Genomic DNA, 23,165 nt, shown 5'->3' on the forward strand with positions numbered 1-23,165 from the left:
TTTAATTTTTTGGGATTAATATTGCTAATTTATAAAAATTTTGATATAAAATTATTTTTTTGAATCAGTTTGTTTATAAGAAAGGAATAATTATATTTGCACCCATAATTAAAACCACTGCGGGTGTGGTGAAATTGGTAGACACGCCAGACTTAGGATCTGGTGCCGCAAGGTGTGAAGGTTCGAGTCCTTTCACCCGCACAAAAAAAGCCTTTCATTTGAAAGGCTTTTTTATTTTATAAAGTTTTATTTCCACTCAATGGTTTCCATAATTTTCCTGATATCATCTTTTAGATAACTTGCAGCGGGAAGAATTGAATCAAAATTTGGTTTTGCATAAAAATACATACTTCCTACAAGGAAATTTTTTGTACTATCCGTTACGTAAAACTGTGCATTTGTAGCGGCATTTCCACCAACTTCAGAAAACATTCCATACACTTTTTTTTCTTTATTGATAAAAGGTTGGGTTGAAATATCATCGGCTTTTATTACGTGATCATAAGTTAGTTTTTGTGCATCACGAAGCAAATCGTTTATATTGTTGTTTACTTGTTTGTAGGTAACATAAATAGTAGCTTTCATTTTAGGATAATGAATCTCATATGCACAAGGTTGTCCTGATTTAATTTTGGCAGTATTGTTTACTGAAAACGTAAACGGACAACTGCCTTCTAGTTTTCCATAAGTTGAATTAGGATAATCTAATCTTAATTGAGCTTTTGGCTTTGGAATAGTATCGTCGCCACATGAAGCAAAAAAAAGAGATATGAATAAGTTAAGGAAAAGTATTTTTTTCATCAGATTATTTCAGTTTGTTCGTTAGAAAGATTTTTATTCTAACGTTACTTTTATTTGTTTTAGTCTTCTTTTGTCTAAACTTTCAATTGTGAAAGTGTAATTTTTGAAATGAATTTTTTGATTTTTCTTTGGGAAATTCCCTGAAATTTCAAGAATAAATCCTGCAAGTGTTTCTGCTTCTCCTTTAGAATTTTCAAATTCTTCTTCATTAATATCTACTATTCTAAAGAAATCTTTTAAGCTGATTTTTCCTTCAAAAACGAAGTTTTTTTCATCTATTTGAGAAAAAATAATGTCTTCATCATCAAATTCATCACTAATGTCTCCTACAATCTCTTCTAAAATATCTTCAAGTGTAATTAAACCTGAAGTTCCTCCATATTCATCAACTACAATTGCTAAGTGATTTTTCATTCCTTGGAACTCTTTTAATAGATTATCAAGTTTTTTATTTTCGGGAATGAAAAAAGGTTCGCGAATTAATTGTTGCCATTGAAAATCTTTATTCTCGTCGATATGTGGAATTAAATCTTTGATGAAAAGAACTCCTTCAATTTGATCGATTGTTTCTTTATAAACGGGTATTCTTGAATATCCTTTATCGATTATTTTAGGTAAAATTTCTCCAAAAGTTTCGCTTAAATCGAGTGCAAAAACATCAATTCTTGGACTCATAACTTGTCTTACTTCTGTGTTTCCAAAAGTTACAATTCCTTCTAGAATTTTCTGTTCTTCTTGAGTGGTTTCTTCTTGATTGGTTAATTCTAATGCTTGCGATAATTGGTCTACAGAAAAATTAACTTTTTGAACGCTAAATTTTTTTCAATGTAAAGCGTTACATTTCGCATTGGAATTGTTAATGGTGAAAGTAGTTTTTCTAGTATTGAAATAGGTGTTGCAACTAATTTTGAAAAGGCAATATTATTTCTATTAGCATAAATCTTTGGTAAAACTTCTCCAAAAAGTAGAATTAAGAAAGTTACTACGACAACTTCAAGTATAAATCGAATTATTTCGGAAGCGACAGCGCCAAAAATTCTTTCGCTAAATGAAGAGAAAATAATAACAATTGCAATGTTTATGAAATTATTAGCCACCAGAATAGTAGCTAGTAATTTTTTTGGTCTTTCTAGTAAATTAGTAATTAAATTTCCTTTACTATAATCGGTTTCTTTTAAATCGTCAATGTCTTTTTGAGAAAGTGAGAAAAGGGCTACTTCAGAACCTGAAATAAAAGCCGAACATAACAATAAAACTAATACCGTAATAACGCTTATTAGTATTTCAAAATCAAAAGAAGTAACCAAACTGGAAGGGTCGGAGTCCAAATTAAATTGAATTAGTTAAACATTAAAAAGGCAAATCATCATTTGAGTTACCTAAATTTTCTTGCTCAAAAGTACTGCTTTTAGGAACATTAATTTCAGGAGCTCTAAAATTTTGCTTATCACTAGCTTCAGTTTCTTTTTTTGTTGTTAAAAATGTAAATTCAGTTACCTGAATTTCAGTTGTATATTTTGTTGTACCATCGTCTGTTTGCCATTGGCGCGATTTAATTCGTCCTTCAATGTAAATTTTATCACCTTTTGTAAGGTATTTTTCACAAATTTCGGCAGCTTTATTGCGCACCACAATGTTGTGCCATTCAGTAGAATTAATTTTCTCTCCGGTAGATTTGTTAATATAAACTTCATTTGTAGCGAGTGGAAATCTTCCTATGCAGTTTCCACCATCAAAATAATGCATTTTAACTTCGTCTCCTAAGTGACCTACTAAAATGACTTTGTTTACAGTTCCGTTCATGGCGTGTAGTTGATTTGTAAACCAAATATACTATTTTTTAATCAATTCAAATAATTAGCCTCAATAAAATTGTGAATTACAATAGGGAAAGGCTTTGTGAGAAGTTCACTAAAAGTAATGCTGTTTTCTATATTTGTTTCCAAAGTAATCTCAAAAAAATGAATATGTAATTTTTGATGCGATAATTTATGAATTATTTCTTTTTCGTTAAAAAGTTTAATGTTTTCTACTTTGTATTTTATTTTAATATTTTGAATTGTTTTTTCAAGTGAATCTTTTGTTGATGATTCAATTAAAGGAAATTGATGTAAGTTTTTCCAAATGTCATTTTCAGATCTTTTTTCTAAGGTAAAATTTCCACTAATATCTTTTACTACAACAAAGTTTAAATACCTGTTAGTTACTTTAATTTTTTTAAGTTTTACAGGTAATTGATCTACTTTTTTATGTTGTAATGCAAAACAACTGTTGTTGAAAATGCAAGTTTCGCAATCTGGATTTTTTGGAATACATTGTAAAGCGCCAAATTCCATAATGGCTTGATTAAACTCGCTTGCTTTTCCTTTTGGAAGTAAATTGTCGGCAAGTTCTTGAAATATTTTTTTGGTTTTAGGTTGCGAAATATCATGATCAAGGCCAAAATATCGTGCCAAAACACGATACACATTTCCATCAACAACTGCTATATTTTCTTGATATGAAAAAGAAGCTATTGCGGCAGCTGTATAGTCGCCCACACCTTTTAGTTTTTTTAGTTCTAAATAATTATCGGGAAATTTTCCGTTTTTATTTTGTGAAATATTCTTTGCAGTTTGATGTAGATTTCTTGCTCTAGAATAATAACCTAAGCCTTGCCAGAGTTTTAAAACCTCTTCTTCGTCAGCATTTGCAAGAGTTTGAACAGTAGGGAATGTTTCTGTAAATTTTAAATAATAGGGCAGTCCTTGTGCAACTCTTGTTTGTTGTAAAATGATTTCTGAAAGCCAAATGTAATATGGGTTTTTAGTGTTTCGCCAAGGTAAATCTCGTTTATTTTGTAAATACCAACTAATTAATGCTTTAGAAAATTCCATTTAAAATTGCTTAAAAAAGCAAAATTAAAAACTTTAACAGTTAAATTTTAATCAATTAAGGTTGAGTTATTGTTTTTTTTATTCGTATATTTGCACTCTCAAAAAAATGAACACATAAAATTAATACGAAAGAAAATGACGAAAGCTGATATCGTAGCGAAAATTTCTGAGAAATTAGGTCTTGAAAAATCTGATGTTCAAGCAACTGTGGAGTCTTTTATGGAAGAAGTAAAAAACTCATTAGAAACAGGAGATAATGTTTACTTAAGAGGTTTTGGTAGTTTTATTATTAAAACTAGAGCTGAAAAAACTGGAAGAAACATCTCTAAAAATACAACGATTAAAATTCCTGCACACAACATTCCAGCTTTTAAACCAGCAAAAGTATTTGTTGAAGGTGTGAAAACAAAAACTGAAGTTACAGTATAAAATTTATTTATTAATTAAAACCAACTAGTTATGCCAAGTGGTAAAAAAAGAAAAAGACATAAGGTAGCAACGCACAAACGTAAGAAGAGAGCAAGAGCTAACCGTCATAAAAAGAAAAAGTAGTTTTAAACTACTTTTCTTTTTTTAAAAAGTTCTTTGAAACGAATCGATTCAGTCGATTCTCGGGTAAAATTACCTGTAAAAAAATGTTTAATCCATCCTTTCAATTTAGTTAAAAGTCTAAAAGTTATGAGTTCTTGAATTGTAACCGTAGACAGAAAACTTTATAGTTGGGATAAAAATGTACCGCATGAACAAAGAATTAATTATTCGTTCAGGTTCTGATGCAGTAGATTTTGCCTTATTAAAAGATGGAAAACTAATTGAATTACATAAGGAAGAAGAAAAAGGAGCAAAGTTCCAGGTAGGCGATATTTTTATTGCAAAAATTAGAAAACCAGTACCAGGATTAAATGCTGCTTTTGTGAACCTTGGTTATGAGAAAGATGCATTTTTACATTACCATGATTTAGGTCCAAATTTAGCTTCTTTATTAAAATTCATTAAACTTGTAAGCGCAGGTAAATTAAAAGATTATTCACTCAAAAATTTTCCTTTTGAAGCTGAAATTGATAAAGATGGTGCTATAGCCGATGTGCTAAGTGCAAATCAATCAGTTTTAGTACAAATTGTTAAAGAGCCTATTTCAACAAAAGGACCGCGAATTAGTTCTGAAATTTCATTAGCAGGACGTTATGTGGTTTTAGTTCCGTTTTCTGATAGAGTGTCGGTTTCACAAAAAATCACTTCTAAAGAAGAAAAAGAGCGCTTAAAAAGATTGGTTCAATCTATTAAACCAAAAGGATTTGGGGTTATTGTTCGCACAGTAGCCGAAGGCAAAAAAGTTGCAGAGCTTGATCGCGATTTACAAAATTTATTTGAACGCTGGTCGGCCATGTGCAAAAGACTACAAACTGCTCATCACCCATCAAAAGTATTAGGAGAGTTAAATAAAGTATCTTCTATATTAAGAGATGTATTTAATGATACCTTTACGGGTATTCATGTAGACGACGAGGAGTTGTATCTACAAACGAAGGACTATTTGCAAGAAATAGCTCCGGATAAAGTGTCTATCGTAAAACACTATCAAAGTAAAGAATTACCTCTTTTTGAGAAATATCATATCGAAAGACAAATTAAAACCTCTTTTGGTAGAACTGTTTCAATGCCCAAAGGAGCTTATTTAATTATTGAACATACCGAAGCATTACATGTTGTAGATGTAAATAGCGGTAATCGATCAAACAAAGCTCAAAGTCAGGAAGAAACTGCTCTAGAAGTAAATATGATTGCAGCTGCTGAGATAGCAAGACAATTGCGTTTACGTGATATGGGAGGAATTATTGTTGTTGATTTCATAGATATGCAAAATGCTGAAAATAGAAAGCAATTGTATGATTTCTTGAAAGAAGAAATGAGTGACGATAAGGCTAAGCATAAAATCTTGCCTCCTAGTAAATTTGGATTAATTCAAATTACTAGACAACGCGTTAGACCAGAAGTGGCTATAAAAACTAGGGAAGAAAACCCAAATAATGAAAATGGGGAAATTGAAGCTCCAATTGTAATTATAGACAAAATAACTGATAACGTTGAAAGAATTTTAAAAGACCATAAGAAAGTTGTGCTTAACACACATCCTTTTGTGGCAGCATACCTTGAAAAAGGTTTTCCATCAGTTCGTATGAAGTGGTTCATCGAACATAAAAAATGGGTGAAAATTATACCTCGTGACGCTTACACGTATTTAGAATACCATTTCTTTGACAAAGAAGGAAATGAAATTAAATAAAACTAAACCGCTTTTCGTAAGATTGGCGGTTTTTTTATTTCTCAATTTCAACTTTTCTTTTAATTTCAGTACCTTCTTGATCTATAACTGTAATTGTATAAATTCCTGAAGAAGCTATTATAGCCATTTCATGAAAGGTTTTAGTACTTCCTAAGTATTTTTTATTTAAGTACCAAAAAAGCTCTTCCTCTTGATTAGAATGCGCTACTTTAAAGATAGTGGGTTGCGTATTGCCTTCAAAGTTTTTAGTTAAAATGATTTTGGTAAAACTTGTAGGATAAATGAAGTCCATTTTTTTGCTTACATCATTATTTTCACAGTTTTCTTTAAATGGTGGAAGTGGTTTGTAATCGATATTTTTTTTCTTGTAATACCATTCCATCACTGGAGGAAGCACAAACCAAGAATTGGTAACCATATTTTCAATAGCTTCACAGCTACTATTTACACGATATTGTTTGGTTTGATCCAAATGAATCAATTTGTGGTACGGACAGTTTTTCGATTTTTTAGCTGTTTTTGGAACCCATTTTAGTTCACCTGGACAAGTATTAGTTGCTAAAAATCCTGAGTTTTTACAAATACTAACTTCTTCTAAATCGTTATAAGGTGTTTCAAACCATTTACTTCTAGGGAAAATTCTAAAAACATCAAATAGAATAGGAGCTGCACTTTCAACACCAGTTAATAAAGGCCTTCCTTCTCCAGTGGCATTTCCAACCCAAACACCAATTACATAATCTTTGTTTACGCCAACAGCCCAAGCATCTCTTCCACCAAAACTTGTTCCTGTTTTCCAAGCAATTTCAATAGATGAATCATAAAATTGCCATGCTTCGTCTCCTTCTGGTCGGTTTACTTCTTTCATAGCCTCAAACGTTTCCCAAATGGCACCAACATTCCAAATGTTTTTATTTTGAACAGATTTTCCAAAATTTACTTTTTCATCCCAATTATAATTCAAATTAGCCAATTCATTGGTTCGATATTCATCTTGGGTAGCAGTAAAATGATTAACAGTTCCTGACATAAATGAATACGCACGGCACAAATCCCATAAATTGGTTTCAGCACCGCCTAAAATAAGCGACAAACCATAATTTGAAGGTTGGCGATTCACATTGCGTAATTTTAAATTCTGTAATTGCTCATAAAATTTATTTACAGAATATTCTTGAAGCATCAAAACTGCTGGAATATTCAAAGAACGCGCTAAAGCTCTATTTGCAGGAACAGCTCCGTCATATGTTAGGTTATAATTTTGTGGCGAATAACCCGAAATTTGTGTTGGAATATCTGGAATTAATGATTCAGGTAAAATATCACCATCATCAAGCATAGAAGCATACAAAAAAGGTTTTAAAATACTTCCAGTGCTTCTTGGTGCTTCAATTATGTCAACATCTTTTTGATGATTTTTATCGGTTGGGCTATTCCCAACATATGAAATAATATTTCGAGTTTTTACATCAACTACAAGAACCGCAATATTGTACACTTCATTTTGTTTGTACAAATTGTAATATTGTTTTACAATATCATTTACGCGCTCTTGATGATAAATTGATAGTGTTGTTTTTATTTTTTGGCCTTTATGTTCTTTTGCAGTTTTTTGTAAAAGATGCGGAGCAATTTGTGGAACATCGAAGGGTTTTTGAGGCAAATTTTCTAATAAAGCCAACTCATAAGTTTCTTTATCAATTATCTTGTCTTGCCAAAGTTTCTTTAACAATCGGTTTCTTTTATCTAATAATCGTTGTTGATTCTTACCTGGATAAATTAAACTAGGCGCGTTAGGTAGAACGGCTAAAGTAGCAGCTTCTGCCCATGATAATTGATGTGGTTGTAATCCGAAATAACGCCAAGATGCCATTTCTAATCCTACAACATTACTTCCAAAAGGAGCATGTGCGGCATATAATCCTAAAATTTCATCTTTACTGCATCGAAACTCCAAACGAGTCGCCAGAATTATTTCTATGAATTTCTCGAAATAGCTTCTTTTTTGATTTTCTCGATGTAATCGAATTACTTGTTGTGTCAACGTACTTCCACCTCGAACTACTTTATTGGCTTTTCTATTTTGTAAAAAAGCGTGGTACATTGAAATAGGGTTGAAGCCAAAATGCTTGTAGAAATGTTGGTCTTCAAAAGCTACAATACATGTTTTAAATTTATGTGGAATACTATCACTTTCTGGAAATCGCCACTGACCATCATCTGCAATTTTTGCGCCTAAAAGTTGCCCTTCTTTACTTTCAATTACAGTTGCATAATCGTTTTTAAACAAGACTTTTGGTAACGAAAAATAATAAACTACCACAAGAATAATTCCTGTGGTAGTTTTTATTTTATTACGTTTTATGTATTGCCAAAAGCGATTTAAAAACATTATTCTTTAACAATTGTAATCCATTGTCCTTTGTTTCGTGCTAGATAATTATCGTCATACATGGCTTCGCATTGAACACCAGGTAAATAATAATTTCCAAGATAAGATGCATTCCAATACATGGTAAATGTTTTGGTTTCACCTGCATTTAAGTCGAAATAGAAATTGGTTCTATCATCTCGAATATCTATGAAATCGGCTTTGTTTTCTGTTGAATTACCAAAATCAGTAAATCGAGAATTCAAAATTTCAAATCCTGACGGAACAATTTGAGTTAAAGCTACATTTTCTACGCGTTCGTTAGAGGTGTTTCTTACGATTACTTTTGCTACAATTTCTGTGCCTTGTGTTACCGATGAAAGATTTAAAGTAGTACCATTTTTAGCTTTATAAGTAATAACAGAACTAATGTTTTTGTACACTTCTTTTTCTTCTCCAACAGGTAAAATTCCACTATTCAATACGCGAACATACAATGTGTTATTTCCGTTGTTTTTTAATGAAATGGAATTGTTTCCGGTACTTACATTTAACGTTTTATCTAAAATTGATTTTGAAGTCGTTAAAGGTTGTGTTTTTCCTTTTTGAGTTAACGAAACAGAAATTCCTTTACCACCATTTGCCATTGCAAATTTAGACATCGCATATAAACTATAAGCCGTAGTTTGTGTACTCATCCAATTGCTTGAAGATAAGTTTTTGCCTAGTTTAGTTGCTACGTCAAAGGCTTTTGCTTTTTCACCAACTAATAAATAGGTTTCTAATAACATCGCTCTATTTCGCTCTTCAGAACCATAGTAATAGTAATAATTGTTGTTTTCAACAGTTAATCCGTTAATTAAATTTAACGCCGTTTTTTTCTGACCAATTAAAGCATAAGCTGCCGCTAAACGGAATTTCGATTCGTTAGAAATACCAACCGTTTCACGAAGTCTGTTCATTGAGCCTAAATCGGATGAACCAGCAAGCGCTAAAGTGTACAAACGATAGGCTTGTGCAAAATCGTTATGATAACGAGCATCGAAGCGCCATTGTTTAGCCATTCGTTGTTGATGTGAAATCCATTTTTGTTTGAAACCAATAGGTAACACATATCCTTTTTTCTCCGCTTCCATCATAAAATGACCTGCATACGATGTCCCCAATCGTCTGGATGAGAATTTCCTTGCCAATACGATAATCCACCACCAGCTAATTGGAAATTACCCAATCGTTGAATACCAATATTAATATTACGTTGAATTTGTTGTTTTTTACCATCATCAATAGATACAATATCGTTTAAGTATAGTTGAGGAAATACACTTGAAGTAGTTTGTTCCACACATCCATGAGGATATTGAATTAGATATTTTAATCTTCTATTGAAATCAATTGTTGGGAAAGATGAAACTTCAACGGAAGCCTTGTTCGTTCCGTTTACGCCAAATGTTGTCCAATTGACTTGTTTTGTACTATTTGGTTCCAAAATTACATCAACAAAATCAGTAGTTTCTGGATTTGGATTTACAATATCAATTTCCACTGGATAAGATGCTTTTTCACTTCCAGAAGTAGCGATTACTTCAATTTTTCCTAAACCAGTTAGTTCGCCAACATTTAAATCGAAATATACCATTTTTTCATCTGGAGAACTAAAACTAACCGATTGCGAAGGCTGAACCACTCGAATTCCATTGTTGGTTTTTACTTGAACCGTAACATTTTTAACTTTTGGTTCCATTGCAAAAACCGTAACTGGTAACGTAATTTTTTCGTTCGGAGAAATTTTTCTCGGTACAGATGCTAAAACCATTAACGGACTTCTAACAGGAGTCGTTTTTTCAGTACTTCCATAAGCATTTTCGTCATCATTTCCTGCAACTACCATTGTTCGAACCGAACCAATATAATTTGGCATTTCAAACGAATGCGTTTTGGCTTGTCCTTTTTCTAGTTTAAATGGTCCAAGATAAATGACAACAGGTTTAAATCGGTTTGCCTTTTTATTGCTTCCGCCTCCTAAATCTTCATCACCACCAATACTGAAAATTTGATTTATTTTTCCTCCATAAGCACCGATAACATCATCATAAATATCCCAAGTTTTTACACCAAGTGCTTGTTTAGAATAAAATTTATCCCAAGCATTTGGCGTTTTAAAACGAGTTAAATCCAGTAAACCTTCATCTACAATTGCAATAGTATAACTCATTGCCTTACCATTTTTCTCACTAACTTTTAAAGAAGCTTTTTGCTCGGGACGAAGCACTTCTGGCATGGTTAAAACAGGTTCTAGAATTGTATTTTTATCGACCACTTCAATTGGTAAAATTCCATACATACGAATTGGTGCATCATTTACAGTTGATGCGTGTGGTTTCAATAATGTAATGTTGATGTACACGTTTGGCGCCATATCAGCAGTAACTGGAACTTCAACTTTGGTTTCACCTTTTTGTGTATCAGCCCAAAGTGTTTTTACTACTTTAGTTCCGTTTTCTAATGAAAGTAAAGCGCGATTGCCTAAACTTGAAGGGAAAGAAACAATAGCTTTTTCACCTACAGCATATTTCTCTTTATCAGAAGTAAATACAAGCATGTTTGCTGCTGAAGCATCACCATTTTTAGTTTTACCCGACCAGTAAGGCCAATCGATAATTTCTGTTGTGCTCGTTGCATGTCCGTCGTTTGGATCAACTACACGTACTAAATATCTTCCCCAATCGCCTTCAGGAACTGAAAATTGGAAACTTGCTTTTCCACTTGAATTTGTAGAAATAGTGAAGTTTTTATAAGCTGTTGTTACATTATCTGAATTGTATTTTGACAAATCGTTTCCAGATGAATTCCACCACCAACGCCAATCCACTTTATACACTCGAACTTCTAAATCTTTTACCGCTTTTGGTTTTCCGTTTTCAGAAAGTGTAACCACTTCAAATTTATTGATTTTGTCGGTTTCTAAAAATCCGTATTTGTTTGCTGTTGGACTTTTTAAACCAACATACGTTTTGTAAGGAGAAAATGAAGCCGAAACTACATCGGTACTAAAATCACCACCCATTTCAAAGGCTTTGGTTTGCATTACAATTTTTAATTTACCAGGTGCTTGACTTGAAATCGTAGGCTTTAAAGTTACATCTGTTTTTCCATTTTCATTTACTTTACCGGAAAACACATTGACTTCTTCGGTGTAAAAATCTCTAACATCATCATCAAAATCATAATTGCTGTAATTTTTAAAAGTAGTAGCTTCTTTCATAAATTTAGCCTGCATTTCTACCTTTAAATTTTTAGCAACAGCACCATGTAGCCAAGCTACTTCTAATGTTCCTTTATTTGGATTGCTTCCAGAAATTGTAGCGCCTGCAAAACTGTTTTTAATTTTTAAACGATTCGGTTTAATGGTTTCAATTTTAATATTCTTATAAAAATTAGCGCCTCCAACACTTACTTTGGCTTCCCAATTACCTGTAATGTCTGTTGGTTTTGTGGCAACTGTAAATTTATAATGGTTTGATTCTTTATATTTTTGAACTGCTTGATAAGAAAGTTTTCCTCTTGGATCTGAAAGTTTGAATTTAATAGGGTGCGATTTTTCGAGTTTACTTTCGTTATCATTTAGCATAAAAGCAATGTGCAAAGTATCTCCAGGACGCCAAACACCACGTTCACCATAAATATAGCCTTTTAAACCTTTTTCTAAAGTAATGCCGCCTACTTCAAAATCACTAACAGATAAAGATTGACCTTCATCGAGTTTTACATAAGTTGTACTTTTATCTTTAGTTATGATGGCAAAAAAGGCATAACGTTTTGTTTCTGTAGTTGCAAAACCATCCACATCAGTTGTTGTTGAAGCTAATTTTTGCTGTTGATAATCATATAATTCAACATTAGCTCCCGAAACTGGTTTGGTATCCACAATATTATTAACTGCAATAAAATAACTTCCGTTTTCGCCTCTTTTTACAATAGCTCCTAAATCGGAAGCAATAACATTTGTTCCAATTGTATTGTTGTAATAATAGGATGATGAACAAGGATCTTCTCTTTCGTACCAATCGTAATCATAATAGTCATCGTAGTAATATTCTGTAGAACGAACTTCATCGGATTCAAAATTTTCTTCTTCTTCCTCTTCTTCAATTGCATCACCAGTCGAACATTTAAAAAGAGAATATTTTCTAAGAATTGTTAATTCAACTCTATAAATTGCACCTGGTTCAGGTTGAATAATTTTAGATAAATCGATAGCATAAGCATTCCACTTACTATAATTGGCAAGATTATTCTTTTTTAGATACAATGTTTGCTTTGCAATTGGAGCACTAACTTTTCGAAGATTTCGACTACCATTAATTTCATTGTCTTGTAAAAATTGTAAAATGTTGTTTTTGTAAATTTTATACACTTTTACATCAACTGCTTTTAAGTTTACGGCTTCAAAATTGATTTTTAAATTATTTGAACTTGGTAAAATAGTTCCGCTTTTTATAAAACGGACTTGAGGTTTAATTTGCTCAAATGAAACTTTTTGAGAAAAATTTTGTTTCATTTTATAACCGTCTTCACTTTGAATTCCTTGGAAAACTTCAACTAATAACTCTCCTTTTAAGGGCTCGTTAAAGAATACTTTTAAAAGATTTCCTGCCGTTGCAAATTTCAAGTTGGTTGCAGTTTCTACTTCTACTAAACCGTTTAAATCTTGTCCTTTTTTGAGTGGATCTGAAAAGTTTAATAATAAAACTTGATTATCGCCTTCTTGAAACTCGGCAGAAATAATTTTGAAATTGTTTTTACCAGGAATATCAAATTCCATTTCTCCTTTTTGGTCAATATCAAAATCTTTTCCGTTCCAAGATATGTTTATTTTACTATCCTCAACAAAACGCTGAATGCTGTCGATTACGAATTTAAACTCTCTAGAAGTGCTCAGTTCTTTATTGAATTTTACATTTACTTTTTATCTTTTTGAGAAACTTGAATTAATTTTTTTGCAGTTTCAAAATCTAAATTATCACTAGTGTTTAAAACGCCATTTATATATTGAAAATCTTTGCTATACGATTGTAAATCGATAACAGAAACCATAAAATCTTGTTTAATGGTTTTTGTAGTGAAATTAAATTCTTTTAGTTTTTTATCGACTTGTTTTAATTCGCCCAATTGAAAACTTACTTGATAAGATGTATTTTGATTTAATTTTTCTGTTGGTATAAATGCAACAGTGTTTGAAGATAAAGCCACAACTTTACCTTTTATTGATGGATTTATTTTGAATAAGTTTTGATCTAACTCTTTATTTTCGCTCCAATCTTGGTTATCGAAAGCCAAAACAACTCTAATATCATCGGAACTGGATATAATACTTGGACTATAATTAAGAATATAATCTTTGAAAAGAGAATACTCGGAATTAAAGTTTTCTGCATTTTTTTTTGAACAGCTTACAAACAATAGCAAAGCCATTACAGCCGATAAAATTCGTTGTTTTTTCATAATAAAGAAAGAATTTAAATAGAGAATACCTTTACAACTCAAAAGAAAGAAAAAATATTGTCTTAAAGGTAGGAAAAATTTTGATAAAATATATGAAGTTACTATTACCTTTTCGTTCTAAAAAAAGCACGCATCAATAAAGAACATTCATTTTCTAGTACGCCACTAACTACCTGTGTTTTAGGATGTAATTGAGTTCCTAGTTTTGAAAAACCTCTATTTTCATCGGAAGCGCCGTAAACAATTTTTGAAATTTGACTCCAATATAACGCTCCAGCACACATTTGACATGGTTCTAATGTTACATATAGCGTGCAGTCTTTTAGATATTTTCCGCCCAAATAATTAGCAGCACTCGTTATGGCTTGCATTTCGGCATGAGCGGTAACATCATTCAAAAGTTCTGTAAGATTATGACTTCTTGCTATGACTTTATTGTCGATTACAATTACAGCTCCAACAGGAATTTCACCCTTTTCAAAAGCGTTTTCAGCTTCGGCTAAAGCCTTTTTCATAAAATATTCGTCTGTGAAAATGTTTTCCATACGCACAAAATTACAAATTCAATCACTACTTTTGTTACATGCAATCAAAATTACTAGACAAAATAAATTTTCCTTCCGAATTAAGACAACTTGGAATAAATCAATTACCGCAAGTTGCTCAAGAATTGCGTGACTTTATCATCGATATAGTTTCACAAAAAGGTGGTCATTTGGGCGCTAGCTTAGGAGTGGTTGAATTAACAATTGCATTGCACTATGTTTTTAATACGCCTGAAGATTTATTGATTTGGGATGTTGGTCACCAAGCATACGGGCATAAAATTTTAACCGGCCGAAAAGATATATTTCATAAGAATAGGGAACAAGATGGAATTTCTGGTTTTCCTAAACGAAGTGAAAGTGAGTATGATGCTTTTGGTGTTGGACATTCGTCTACTTCAATTTCTGCTGCTTTGGGAATGGCAATTGCTTCAAAACTAAAAGGAGATTTTGATAAACAACATATTGCAGTTATTGGCGACGCTTCATTAGCAAGCGGAATGGCTTTTGAAGGTCTAAATCACGCAGGTGTTACCGATGCTAATTTGTTAGTAATTTTAAATGATAACGCTATTGGAATTGATCCAAGTGTTGGTGCATTGAAAGATTATTTAACAGCTGTTAAAGAAGGAAAAAATCCAAGGGCAAACAACATCATAAAATCTTTAAATTTTGATTATTCGGGTCCTATTGACGGTCATGATTTACCAAAATTAATTTCCGAGTTAGAGCGATTAAAAAATATAAAAGGACCGAAGTTTTTACATGTGATTACTACCAAAGGAAAAGGCCTGCAATTAGCTGAAGAAGATCAAGTTAAATATCATGCGCCAGGTAAGTTTGAAGCTAAAACTGGGAAAATTTATCCAAGTAATCAAGAAAATTTGCCTCCAAAATATCAAGATGTTTTTGGGCACACTTTAGTAGAATTAGCAGAAAAAAACCTTAAAATTATTGGAATTACTCCAGCAATGCCAACAGGAAGTTCCATGAAATTTATGATGGAAAAATTTCCTGATAGAGCTTTGGATGTTGGAATTGCAGAACAGCACGCTGTTACTTTGGCTGCAGGGATGGCAACGCAAGGTATGACAGTTTTTTGCAATATTTATTCTACTTTTTTACAACGGGCATATGACCAAGTGATTCATGATGTAGCTTTGCAAAACCTGCCTGTTATTTTTTGTTTAGATAGAGCTGGATTTGTAGGAGAAGACGGAGCAACTCATCATGGTGTTTTCGATATTGCATATTTAAGTTGTATTCCAAATATTATAATTTCGGCACCTATAAATGAAATTGAATTGCGTAATTTAATGTATACTGCTCAATTAGGTTTAGAACATCCAATTGCAATTCGTTACCCGAGAGGAAGAGGCGAAATTGTAAATTGGCAACAACCATTTGAAGCAATTGAAATAGGCAAAGCTATTTGTTTGCAAAAAAGAGGTACAAAAGCAATACTTTCTACCGGAACAATAGGCAATAATGTTACTAAAGCTTTAAATTCTATTTCTAATAATAACTTTTCACATTATCATTTTCCGTTTATAAAACCACTTGATGAAGTAGTACTTTTAGATATTTTCAACGAGTATGAAGAAATTATTACCATTGAAGATGGAACTATTATTGGAGGTTTTGGTTCACTTGTTGCTAATTTTTATGAACAGAAAGGTTTGGTTATTAAAATTAGTAAACTAGGTATTCCAGATTTTTTCATAGAGCAAGCTACAGTAAATGAACAACAACAAATTGCAGGAATAGACGTTATTACTTTACAAAAGTTTTTTTCTGAATAGAATTTTTTCGACTTTTGCACTCAAATTTACGCATATTTACCCAACTCTATGAAAAACACATTTTTTGCCTTTTTTGTAGCATTTGCTTTTGTTTTAAATGCAACGGGACAAGTTGTTAATACAAAAAAAATTGATACTGTAACGTATTGGAAAAGTACAAATAAAATTGGTTTAGCAATTTCTCAAATTACTTTTGTTAATTGGAATGCTGGAGGAAACAATTCAATTTCTGGAATTTTAAGAGGAAATTTTATTAGAGAATATTCTAAAAAGAATGTGAATTGGAAAAATGAATTAATCAGTAAATACGGAATCAATAAGCAAGAAGGTCAAGAGTTGCGTAAAACAGATGACCAAGTTCAGTTTAACTCCACTTTTGGATATAGAACGGATACAATTTCAAACTGGTTTTATGCAGGTAAATTTACTTTTAGTTCTCAGTTTACTAATGGTTATAACTATCCAAATACTGATGAGCCTATTTCAAAACCTTTTGCTCCAGCTTATATATTTTTAGGTATTGGTGCCGAATATATTAGAAAAGATTTAAATTTTAACCTTTATCTGTCGCCTTTAACTCAAAAGACAACTTTAGTTTTAGATAGAAAATTAGCAGATCAAGGTGCTTTTGGAGTTGATGGTGCTGTTTATGATGAGGTTACTGGAGAATTAATTTCTCATGGTAAATTATCGAGAACTGAAATAGGTATTTTGGTAACGAATCAATGGGAAAAAGAAGTGTATAAAAACATTAATTTAGAACATCGTTTGAGTTTATATACGGATTACATTAATAATTTCGGAAATATAGATGTCGATTGGCAATTGTTACTTGAAATGACCGTAAATGATTATGTTAAAGCAAATTTGGGAACGCATTTAGTTTACGATGATGATATTAAAGCAAAAGAAGAAGTAGATGGAGAACAAGTAACTGTGGGACCTAAAGTTCAGTTAAAACAAATATTAGGCGTAGGTTTAACCTATACTTTTTAGATAAAAATAAAAAAGAGGCTTATGCCTCTTTTTTATTTTGTAATAATTTTCGAATCAGTAACAGTGTAGGTGTCGCCTCCAGCAACAGCTTCTACTGTGTTTTTAAGAGATTCTAAATTTTGTTTGTTTGCATCAAATGAAACAGTGGCTAATTTACCTTCAAAATCTACTTTTGCTTCTTTTACACCATCTAAGTGCGCTAATTTATCTTCAATTGTTTTAGCACATCCTATTTCACATGTCATACCTTCAATTGATAAATTTGCTGTTTCCATTTTTGCATTTTCATCCATAACTGCTACTTCTTCAGTAGAGTTTTTGCTTTCGTTAGTTTTGCTGTCTTCCTTTTTGCAAGAAGTTAATGTTAACGAAGATAAAATGATAAGACTTAATATTTTATTTAACTTATTCATGATAATATTTTTTATAGTGCAAAATTACTAAATGTTACGCTTTTAATTGGAAATAAAATGCGAATTTTGCCTTAATAAATTATTTATGGAAAATAAAAACACAAAGTGGTTGCTCTTGTTTTTTCTGGGTTCTGTTTGGGGAAGCTCTTTTATCTTAATGCAGTTAGGGTTAAAAGGAGTTAATTCAATTCAACTAGGAGCTTTAAGAATTCTTTTTGCAGGAATCTTTTTAATAACAATCGGATTTAAGCAGCTTACCAAAATTCCTTCTTATAAATGGAAATATATTGCATTAACGGCTTTGTGTGGCACTTTTGTTCCTGCATTTCTATTTGCTATTGCTTTAAAACATATTGATGGCTCGGTGAGTTCAATATTAAATTCATTAACTCCTTTAAATACGCTTATAATTGGATTGTTGTTTTTTAGTATACAAGTAGAAAGAAGACAAATTATAGGTGTAATTATGGGCTTTTTAGGTTGTTTACTATTAGTTTACTTTGGTAATAACGACAATACAACCGAAAATTATTTATATGCAATTCTAATTTTTATTGCTTCAATAATGTATGGTCTAAATGTTAATTTTATAAAGAAGTATCTATCTGATTTAAAGCCTTTAACCATTAGCGTTGGGAACTTTACAATTATGTTAATTCCGGCATTTTTAATTTTGTTCTTTTCAGGTTTTTTTGATATTGTTTCTGAAGAAAAAACACAACACGCATTATTATTTATTACGATTTTAGGAATCGTAGGAACGGGATTTTCAAATATTTTATTCTTTAAATTAATCCAGCTTTCTTCACCTATTTTTGCCTCATCGGTAACTTATATAATTCCTGTTGTGGCCTTTATTTTAGGATTTAGTTTTATGAATGAAACACTTAATATATTTCAAGTTTTTGGAGCTTTAGTAGTCTTACTTGGAGTTTATTTTTCAAGTAGAAAATCTTCGTAAAAGGGTAAATTTTAAGTTTATATATAAATAAAAAAGCCACTTCATTGAAGTGGCCTTTTTTTATAAAGATATTTTTAAGAAATTATGCTTCAAATGGAACAATTGAAACATAAGACTTGTTGTCTTTTTCTTTTGGAACTGAACAACACCATCAACTTTAGCATGTAAAGTATGATCTTTTCCCATGTAAACATTTTCACCTGGGTTGTGTTTAGAACCTCTTTGTCTTACGATGATGTTACCTGCAATAGCAGCTTGACCACCAAAAATCTTCACGCCTAAACGTTTCGATTCTGATTCTCTACCGTTCTTCGAACTACCGACACCTTTCTTGTGAGCCATGACGTTATGAGTTTTTTAAGTTAATACTAAAATTAAACTGCTCTACCGCCGTTTAATTCATCTTGTAATTTTTGTAATTCATCCCATTTACCATCAGCAGCTAATTGTGCTTGTTGCGCCCAAGTAGTAGGATCTAAATGTTGAACTTTTGCTTCAGCAGCATCTAATACTTCTTTTACTTTGTCAGCAGAAGCTTCAGCTAATTTAGCAAATGTGTCAATACCTGCAGCAACTAATACTTCAGCAGCTTTAGGACCGATTCCTTCGATTTTCTTTAAATCGTCACCTTTTTTTGAAGTTTTCGCTGGAGCTTCAGCTTTTGAAGCTTCTTTCTTAGCTGCTTTTTTAGGAGCACCTGAAGCTACAATACCTTCAATAATGATTTGAGTTAAAGATTGTCTGTGACCATTTTTCTTTTTGTAACCTTTTCTTCTTTTCTTTTTGAAAACGATTACTTTGTCACCTTTTAAGTGTTGTAACACTTTAGCTTCTACAGAAGCACCTTCTATAGCTGGGGCGCCTAAAGTTACTGTACCATTATCGTCTAATAAAAGAACGCGGTCAAAAGAAACTTTATTTCCTTCGTTCTCTGCTAAACGGTGTACAAAAACTTTTTGGTCTTTGCTTACTTTAAATTGTTGCCCTGCTATCTCTACGATTGCGTACATATAAATTTATTTAAAATTTAAGGAGTGCAAATATACAATTAAAATTTTAATATACAATATTATATCTATCATTTTGATTTTCAATAATAATTGAGGCTTAAAAACAAGTTAAAAATGCCTGAAAATTGTAACATTTCTACTAATATTGCGACTTATTTTTGTTATAAAACTAAAATTAACTTTATGAAAAATTTTCTTATGGCTTTGAGTGCTACAACTTTAATAGGAAATGTAACTAGCGCACAACAAGTAACATTTGAAGAATATGACTTACCAAACGGACTTCATGTTGTATTGCATCAAGATAATTCGGCACCTGTAGTAATTACTTCAGTTATGTATCATGTAGGTGCAAAAGATGAACAACCAGATAGAACTGGTTTTGCCCACTTTTTTGAACACCTTTTGTTTGAAGGAACTAAAAATATTGAAAGAGGCGAGTGGTTTAAAATTGTGACTGCCAATGGTGGACAAAATAATGCAAATACTACCGATGATAGAACTTATTATTATGAGGTTTTTCCTTCAAACAATTTAGAATTAGCTATTTGGATGGAATCTGAACGTTTAATGCATCCGGTAATTAACCAAATTGGTGTTGACACTCAAAATGAAGTTGTAAAAGAAGAAAAAAGATTACGCGTTGACAACCAACCTTATGGAAACCTAATTAAAGCTGTAAAGCAAAATATGTTCAAAGTTCACCCATACCGTTGGACAACAATTGGGGAAATGGAACATTTAGATGCTGCTACTTTAGAAGAGTTTCAAGCGTTTAATAAAAAATTCTACATTCCAAACAATGCGGTTTTAGTTGTAGCAGGTCAATTTGATAAGTCTCAAGCTAAAGAATGGATCAATAAGTATTTCAGCGCTATTCCAAAAGGAACTCCTGTTTCGCGCAAAACTTATGAAGAAAAACCTATTACAGAATCTTTTAAAGCAACATGGGAAGATCCAAACATTCAAATTCCAATGTATGTTACTTGTTATAGAACACCATCGATGAAAACTCGCGATGCTAGAGTTTTAGATATGATTTCATCTTATTTATCGGACGGTAAAAGTTCTAAATTATATAAAAAATTAGTTGACGAAAAGAAAATGGCGTTACAAGTTGGAGCATTTAATTATAGTCAAGAAGATTATGGTACTTACTTTATTTATAGTATGCCAATGGGAAATACTTCTGAAGACGCCATTATTGGTCAGTTTGATGAAGAAATTACAAAACTTCAAACAGAATTAATTTCTGAAAAAGATTATCAAAAACTTCAAAATAAATTTGAAAACGATTATGTAAACAGCAACGCTAGTGTTGAAGGAATTGCGAATAACTTAGCAACATACTATTTGCTATACGGCGATATTAATTTAATTAATACAGAGATTAATATTTATCGTTCTATAACAAGAGAAGAAATTAAAGAGGTGGCAAATAAATATTTGAAACCAAGCCAAAGAATGATTTTAGATTATCTTCCAGCACAAGAAAAATCACAAAACTAATTTAGTAAAATGAAGAAAATAATATATATAGCAGCCTGTTTATTTTTAACAATAACTATGCAAGCACAAGATAGATCAATGCCAAAGGCAGGTCCAGCGCCTAAAATTAACATTAAAAAACCTGAAACGTTTACTTTAAAAAATGGATTAAAGGTTTTAATTGTTGAGAATCATAAATTACCTCGAGTTTCTTATACTTTAACATTAGATAATCCACCTTATGTGGAAGGTTCTAAAAAAGGTGTTTCAAATTTATTAAGTGCCATGTTAGGTAATGGTACCGAAAACATTTCAAAAGATGCTTTTAATGAAGAGATTGATTTTTTAGGTGCCAAAATTAATTTCTGGGATTCTGGAGCTTCTGCATCAGGATTGTCAAGATATTCTTCAAGAATATTAGAATTAATGGCTGAAGGAGCATTGCATCCAGTTTTTTTACAAGACGAATTTGAAAAAGAAAAAGCGAAAGCTATTGAAGCTTTAAAGGCTGATGAGAAAAATGTGTCTTCAATTTCTAAAAGAGTTGAGAATGTATTAGCTTACGGAAAAGAACATTATAATGGAGAATTTACTTCTGAAGAGACTTTTAATAATGTTTCATTGGCAGATGTAAAGTTAAATTATAACACTTATTTTGTTCCTGGAAATGCTTATTTAGTAATCGTTGGAGATGTAAATTATAAAGAAATTAAAAAACAAGTTGAAGATCTTTTTGGAAAATGGAAGAAAGCTACAGCGCCTATTTTAACATATTCTGATCCAAAAGATGTTCAATATACGCAAATTAATTTTGTAGACACACCAAATGCTGTACAATCGGAAATTTCTTTAGTGAATTTGTCAAATTTAAAAATGACCGATAAAGATTATTTTGCGATTATTTTGGCAAACCAAATTCTTGGTGGTGGCGGTGAAGGAAGACTTTTTCTTAATTTAAGAGAAAAACACGGTTGGACATACGGTTCTTATTCTTCAATTGCTGCAGACAAGTATATTAAGAAATTTAGAGCAGGAGCTTCTGTAAGAAATGCAGTTACAGATAGTGCCATTGTAGAGCTTTTAAATGAAGTAAAAAGAATTAGAACTGATTTAGTTTCTGATGAAGAATTAAAAAATGCAAAAGCAAAATATATAGGTAATTTCGTAATGCAAATTGAAAAACCTGCTACTGTAGCACGTTATGCATTAAATAAAGAAACACAAAGTTTACCAGACGATTTTTACGAGAAGTATATGCAAAATATTAATGCAGTAACGTCGCAAGATATTTTAAATGCTTCGCAAAAATATTTTAAAGCTGAAAATGCTAGAATTGTAGTGGTAGGAAAAGCTTCGGAAGTATTACCTGCTTTAGAAAAAATGAGTAAAACTCAAAAATTACCAATTTTTTATTTTGATAAATTTGGTAATCCAACAGAGAAACCAGTTGTTAAAAAAGAAATTCCTGCTGGCGTAACAACTCAAACTATTTTGCAAAAATATATAGGAGCAATTGGTGGTGAACAAAAAGTTAAAGATATAAAATCGGTATATGCAATTGCAACAGGTTTTGTACAAGGAACGCCACTTGAATTACACCAAAAATACACTGATAAAAGAGCTTGTATCGAAGTTAAAGCAATGGGAATGGTAATGTCTAGAACTGTAATTACTGAAAAAGGTGCATATTCTATGGGGCAAGGAAAAAGAAAAGATTTTGATGGTGAAGATTTAAAAAGAATGCAAGATGTTGCAGGAACTTTTAAAGAGTTAAAACTGTTAAATAATAAAGAAGTTACTTTAAAGGGAATTGAAACTATTAAAGATAAAGATGCTTATGCTTTAGTTTTTGGAACTACAACTTATTTTTATGATATGGTTTCAGGTTTTAAAGTTGCCGAGACTAGAGAAGTTGAACAAATGGGGCAAAAAATGCAACAAACAACTTATTTTGAAGATTATAAAGATGTAAAAGGAGTAAAGTTTCCATATAAAACAATTGTAAATATGGGAGCTGAAATTGAATTTACAGCTTCGGAAGTTAAAATTAACGAAGGAGTATCGGATAAAAATTTTGAATAAGAAAACATAGTAATAAAAAAAAGCCACTCAA

Annotated in this window: 14 protein-coding genes, 1 tRNA gene and 3 pseudogenes; 8 read left to right on the top strand and 10 right to left on the bottom strand. The window is 31.5% G+C overall.

Features of this window, described 5'->3' with window-relative positions; translation table 11 throughout:
- The first annotated feature begins 119 nt into the window (after nucleotides 1-119).
- Nucleotides 120-201, top strand: a tRNA-Leu gene (locus GCU34_RS11235).
- Nucleotides 202-246: 45 nt separating this feature from the next.
- Here GCU34_RS11235 and gldD read toward each other — a convergent pair.
- The 4 genes and pseudogenes from gldD to mutY form a co-directional block, all read right to left on the bottom strand.
- Nucleotides 247-801 (bottom strand): gliding motility lipoprotein GldD, encoded by a 555-nt coding sequence (gene gldD, locus GCU34_RS11240; RefSeq protein WP_449403950.1) that lies wholly within the window; start codon nucleotides 799-801, stop codon nucleotides 247-249.
- 33 nt (nucleotides 802-834) lie between these two features.
- A pseudogene (locus GCU34_RS11245) lies at nucleotides 835-2,129 on the bottom strand (gliding motility-associated protein GldE).
- A gap of 22 nt (nucleotides 2,130-2,151) precedes the next feature.
- A complete protein-coding gene (locus tag GCU34_RS11250; protein WP_072782004.1) occupies nucleotides 2,152-2,604 on the bottom strand; it encodes a single-stranded DNA-binding protein in 453 nt (150 codons plus the stop codon).
- 41 nt (nucleotides 2,605-2,645) lie between these two features.
- Nucleotides 2,646-3,677 carry an A/G-specific adenine glycosylase gene (mutY, locus tag GCU34_RS11255; RefSeq protein ID WP_072782003.1) on the bottom strand — a complete coding sequence of 344 codons (1,032 nt, stop codon included), beginning with the start codon at nucleotides 3,675-3,677 and terminating at the stop codon, nucleotides 2,646-2,648.
- A gap of 135 nt (nucleotides 3,678-3,812) precedes the next feature.
- Between mutY and GCU34_RS11260 the strand changes: the two genes are divergently transcribed.
- Nucleotides 3,813-4,106: an HU family DNA-binding protein gene (locus GCU34_RS11260; protein WP_072782002.1), complete on the top strand. Its 294-nt coding sequence runs from the start codon at nucleotides 3,813-3,815 to the stop codon at nucleotides 4,104-4,106.
- A 310-nt stretch (nucleotides 4,107-4,416) separates the two neighbouring features.
- Entirely contained in the window at nucleotides 4,417-5,961 is a 1,545-nt protein-coding gene (locus GCU34_RS11265) for an Rne/Rng family ribonuclease (RefSeq protein WP_072782000.1), read from the top strand.
- A 34-nt stretch (nucleotides 5,962-5,995) separates the two neighbouring features.
- Here GCU34_RS11265 and pbpC read toward each other — a convergent pair whose 3' ends face one another.
- The 3 genes and pseudogenes from pbpC to GCU34_RS11280 all read right to left on the bottom strand — a co-directional run bounded on the left by pbpC (nucleotide 5,996) and on the right by GCU34_RS11280 (nucleotide 14,382).
- Entirely contained in the window at nucleotides 5,996-8,353 is a 2,358-nt protein-coding gene (pbpC, locus tag GCU34_RS11270) for a penicillin-binding protein 1C (RefSeq protein WP_072781999.1), read from the bottom strand.
- A pseudogene (locus GCU34_RS11275) lies at nucleotides 8,353-13,837 on the bottom strand (alpha-2-macroglobulin family protein). Before GCU34_RS11275 ends, pbpC begins: the two are co-directional and overlap by 1 nt.
- A 104-nt stretch (nucleotides 13,838-13,941) precedes the next feature.
- Nucleotides 13,942-14,382 carry a nucleoside deaminase gene (locus GCU34_RS11280; protein WP_072781995.1) on the bottom strand — a complete coding sequence of 147 codons (441 nt, stop codon included), beginning with the start codon at nucleotides 14,380-14,382 and terminating at the stop codon, nucleotides 13,942-13,944.
- Nucleotides 14,383-14,420: 38 nt separating this feature from the next.
- Between GCU34_RS11280 and GCU34_RS11285 the strand changes: the two genes are divergently transcribed.
- Nucleotides 14,421-16,184: a 1-deoxy-D-xylulose-5-phosphate synthase gene (locus GCU34_RS11285; RefSeq protein WP_072781993.1), complete on the top strand. Its 1,764-nt coding sequence runs from the start codon at nucleotides 14,421-14,423 to the stop codon at nucleotides 16,182-16,184.
- Nucleotides 16,185-16,232: 48 nt separating this feature from the next.
- The gene (locus GCU34_RS11290) at nucleotides 16,233-17,180 is read left to right on the top strand and encodes a DUF3078 domain-containing protein (RefSeq protein WP_072781992.1); all 948 of its coding nucleotides are present in this window, start codon (nucleotides 16,233-16,235) and stop codon (nucleotides 17,178-17,180) included.
- A gap of 32 nt (nucleotides 17,181-17,212) precedes the next feature.
- Here the strand turns inward: GCU34_RS11290 and GCU34_RS11295 are convergent, their stop codons facing one another.
- Nucleotides 17,213-17,593: a heavy-metal-associated domain-containing protein gene (locus GCU34_RS11295; RefSeq protein WP_072781990.1), complete on the bottom strand. Its 381-nt coding sequence runs from the start codon at nucleotides 17,591-17,593 to the stop codon at nucleotides 17,213-17,215.
- 85 nt (nucleotides 17,594-17,678) lie between these two features.
- On the opposite strand from GCU34_RS11295, the gene GCU34_RS11300 reads away from it, so the two are divergent.
- The gene (locus tag GCU34_RS11300; RefSeq protein ID WP_072781988.1) at nucleotides 17,679-18,554 is read left to right on the top strand and encodes a DMT family transporter; all 876 of its coding nucleotides are present in this window, start codon (nucleotides 17,679-17,681) and stop codon (nucleotides 18,552-18,554) included.
- An 82-nt stretch (nucleotides 18,555-18,636) separates the two neighbouring features.
- On the opposite strand, the pseudogene rpmA reads toward GCU34_RS11300, so the two are convergent.
- A pseudogene (gene rpmA / locus GCU34_RS11305) lies at nucleotides 18,637-18,896 on the bottom strand (50S ribosomal protein L27).
- A 32-nt stretch (nucleotides 18,897-18,928) separates the two neighbouring features.
- A complete protein-coding gene (gene rplU, locus GCU34_RS11310) occupies nucleotides 18,929-19,564 on the bottom strand; it encodes a 50S ribosomal protein L21 (RefSeq protein WP_072781985.1) in 636 nt (211 codons plus the stop codon).
- 183 nt (nucleotides 19,565-19,747) lie between these two features.
- Between rplU and GCU34_RS11315 the strand changes: the two genes are divergently transcribed.
- Nucleotides 19,748-21,073, top strand: coding sequence for a M16 family metallopeptidase (locus GCU34_RS11315; RefSeq protein WP_072783397.1), 1,326 nt, complete (start codon nucleotides 19,748-19,750; stop codon nucleotides 21,071-21,073).
- Nucleotides 21,074-21,082: 9 nt separating this feature from the next.
- Entirely contained in the window at nucleotides 21,083-23,134 is a 2,052-nt protein-coding gene (locus GCU34_RS11320) for a M16 family metallopeptidase (RefSeq protein ID WP_072781983.1), read from the top strand.
- Nucleotides 23,135-23,165 lie beyond the last annotated feature (31 nt).

The sequence above is a fragment of the Flavobacterium haoranii genome, from assembly GCF_009363055.1.
Classification (GTDB): Bacteria; Bacteroidota; Bacteroidia; order Flavobacteriales; family Flavobacteriaceae; genus Flavobacterium; species Flavobacterium haoranii.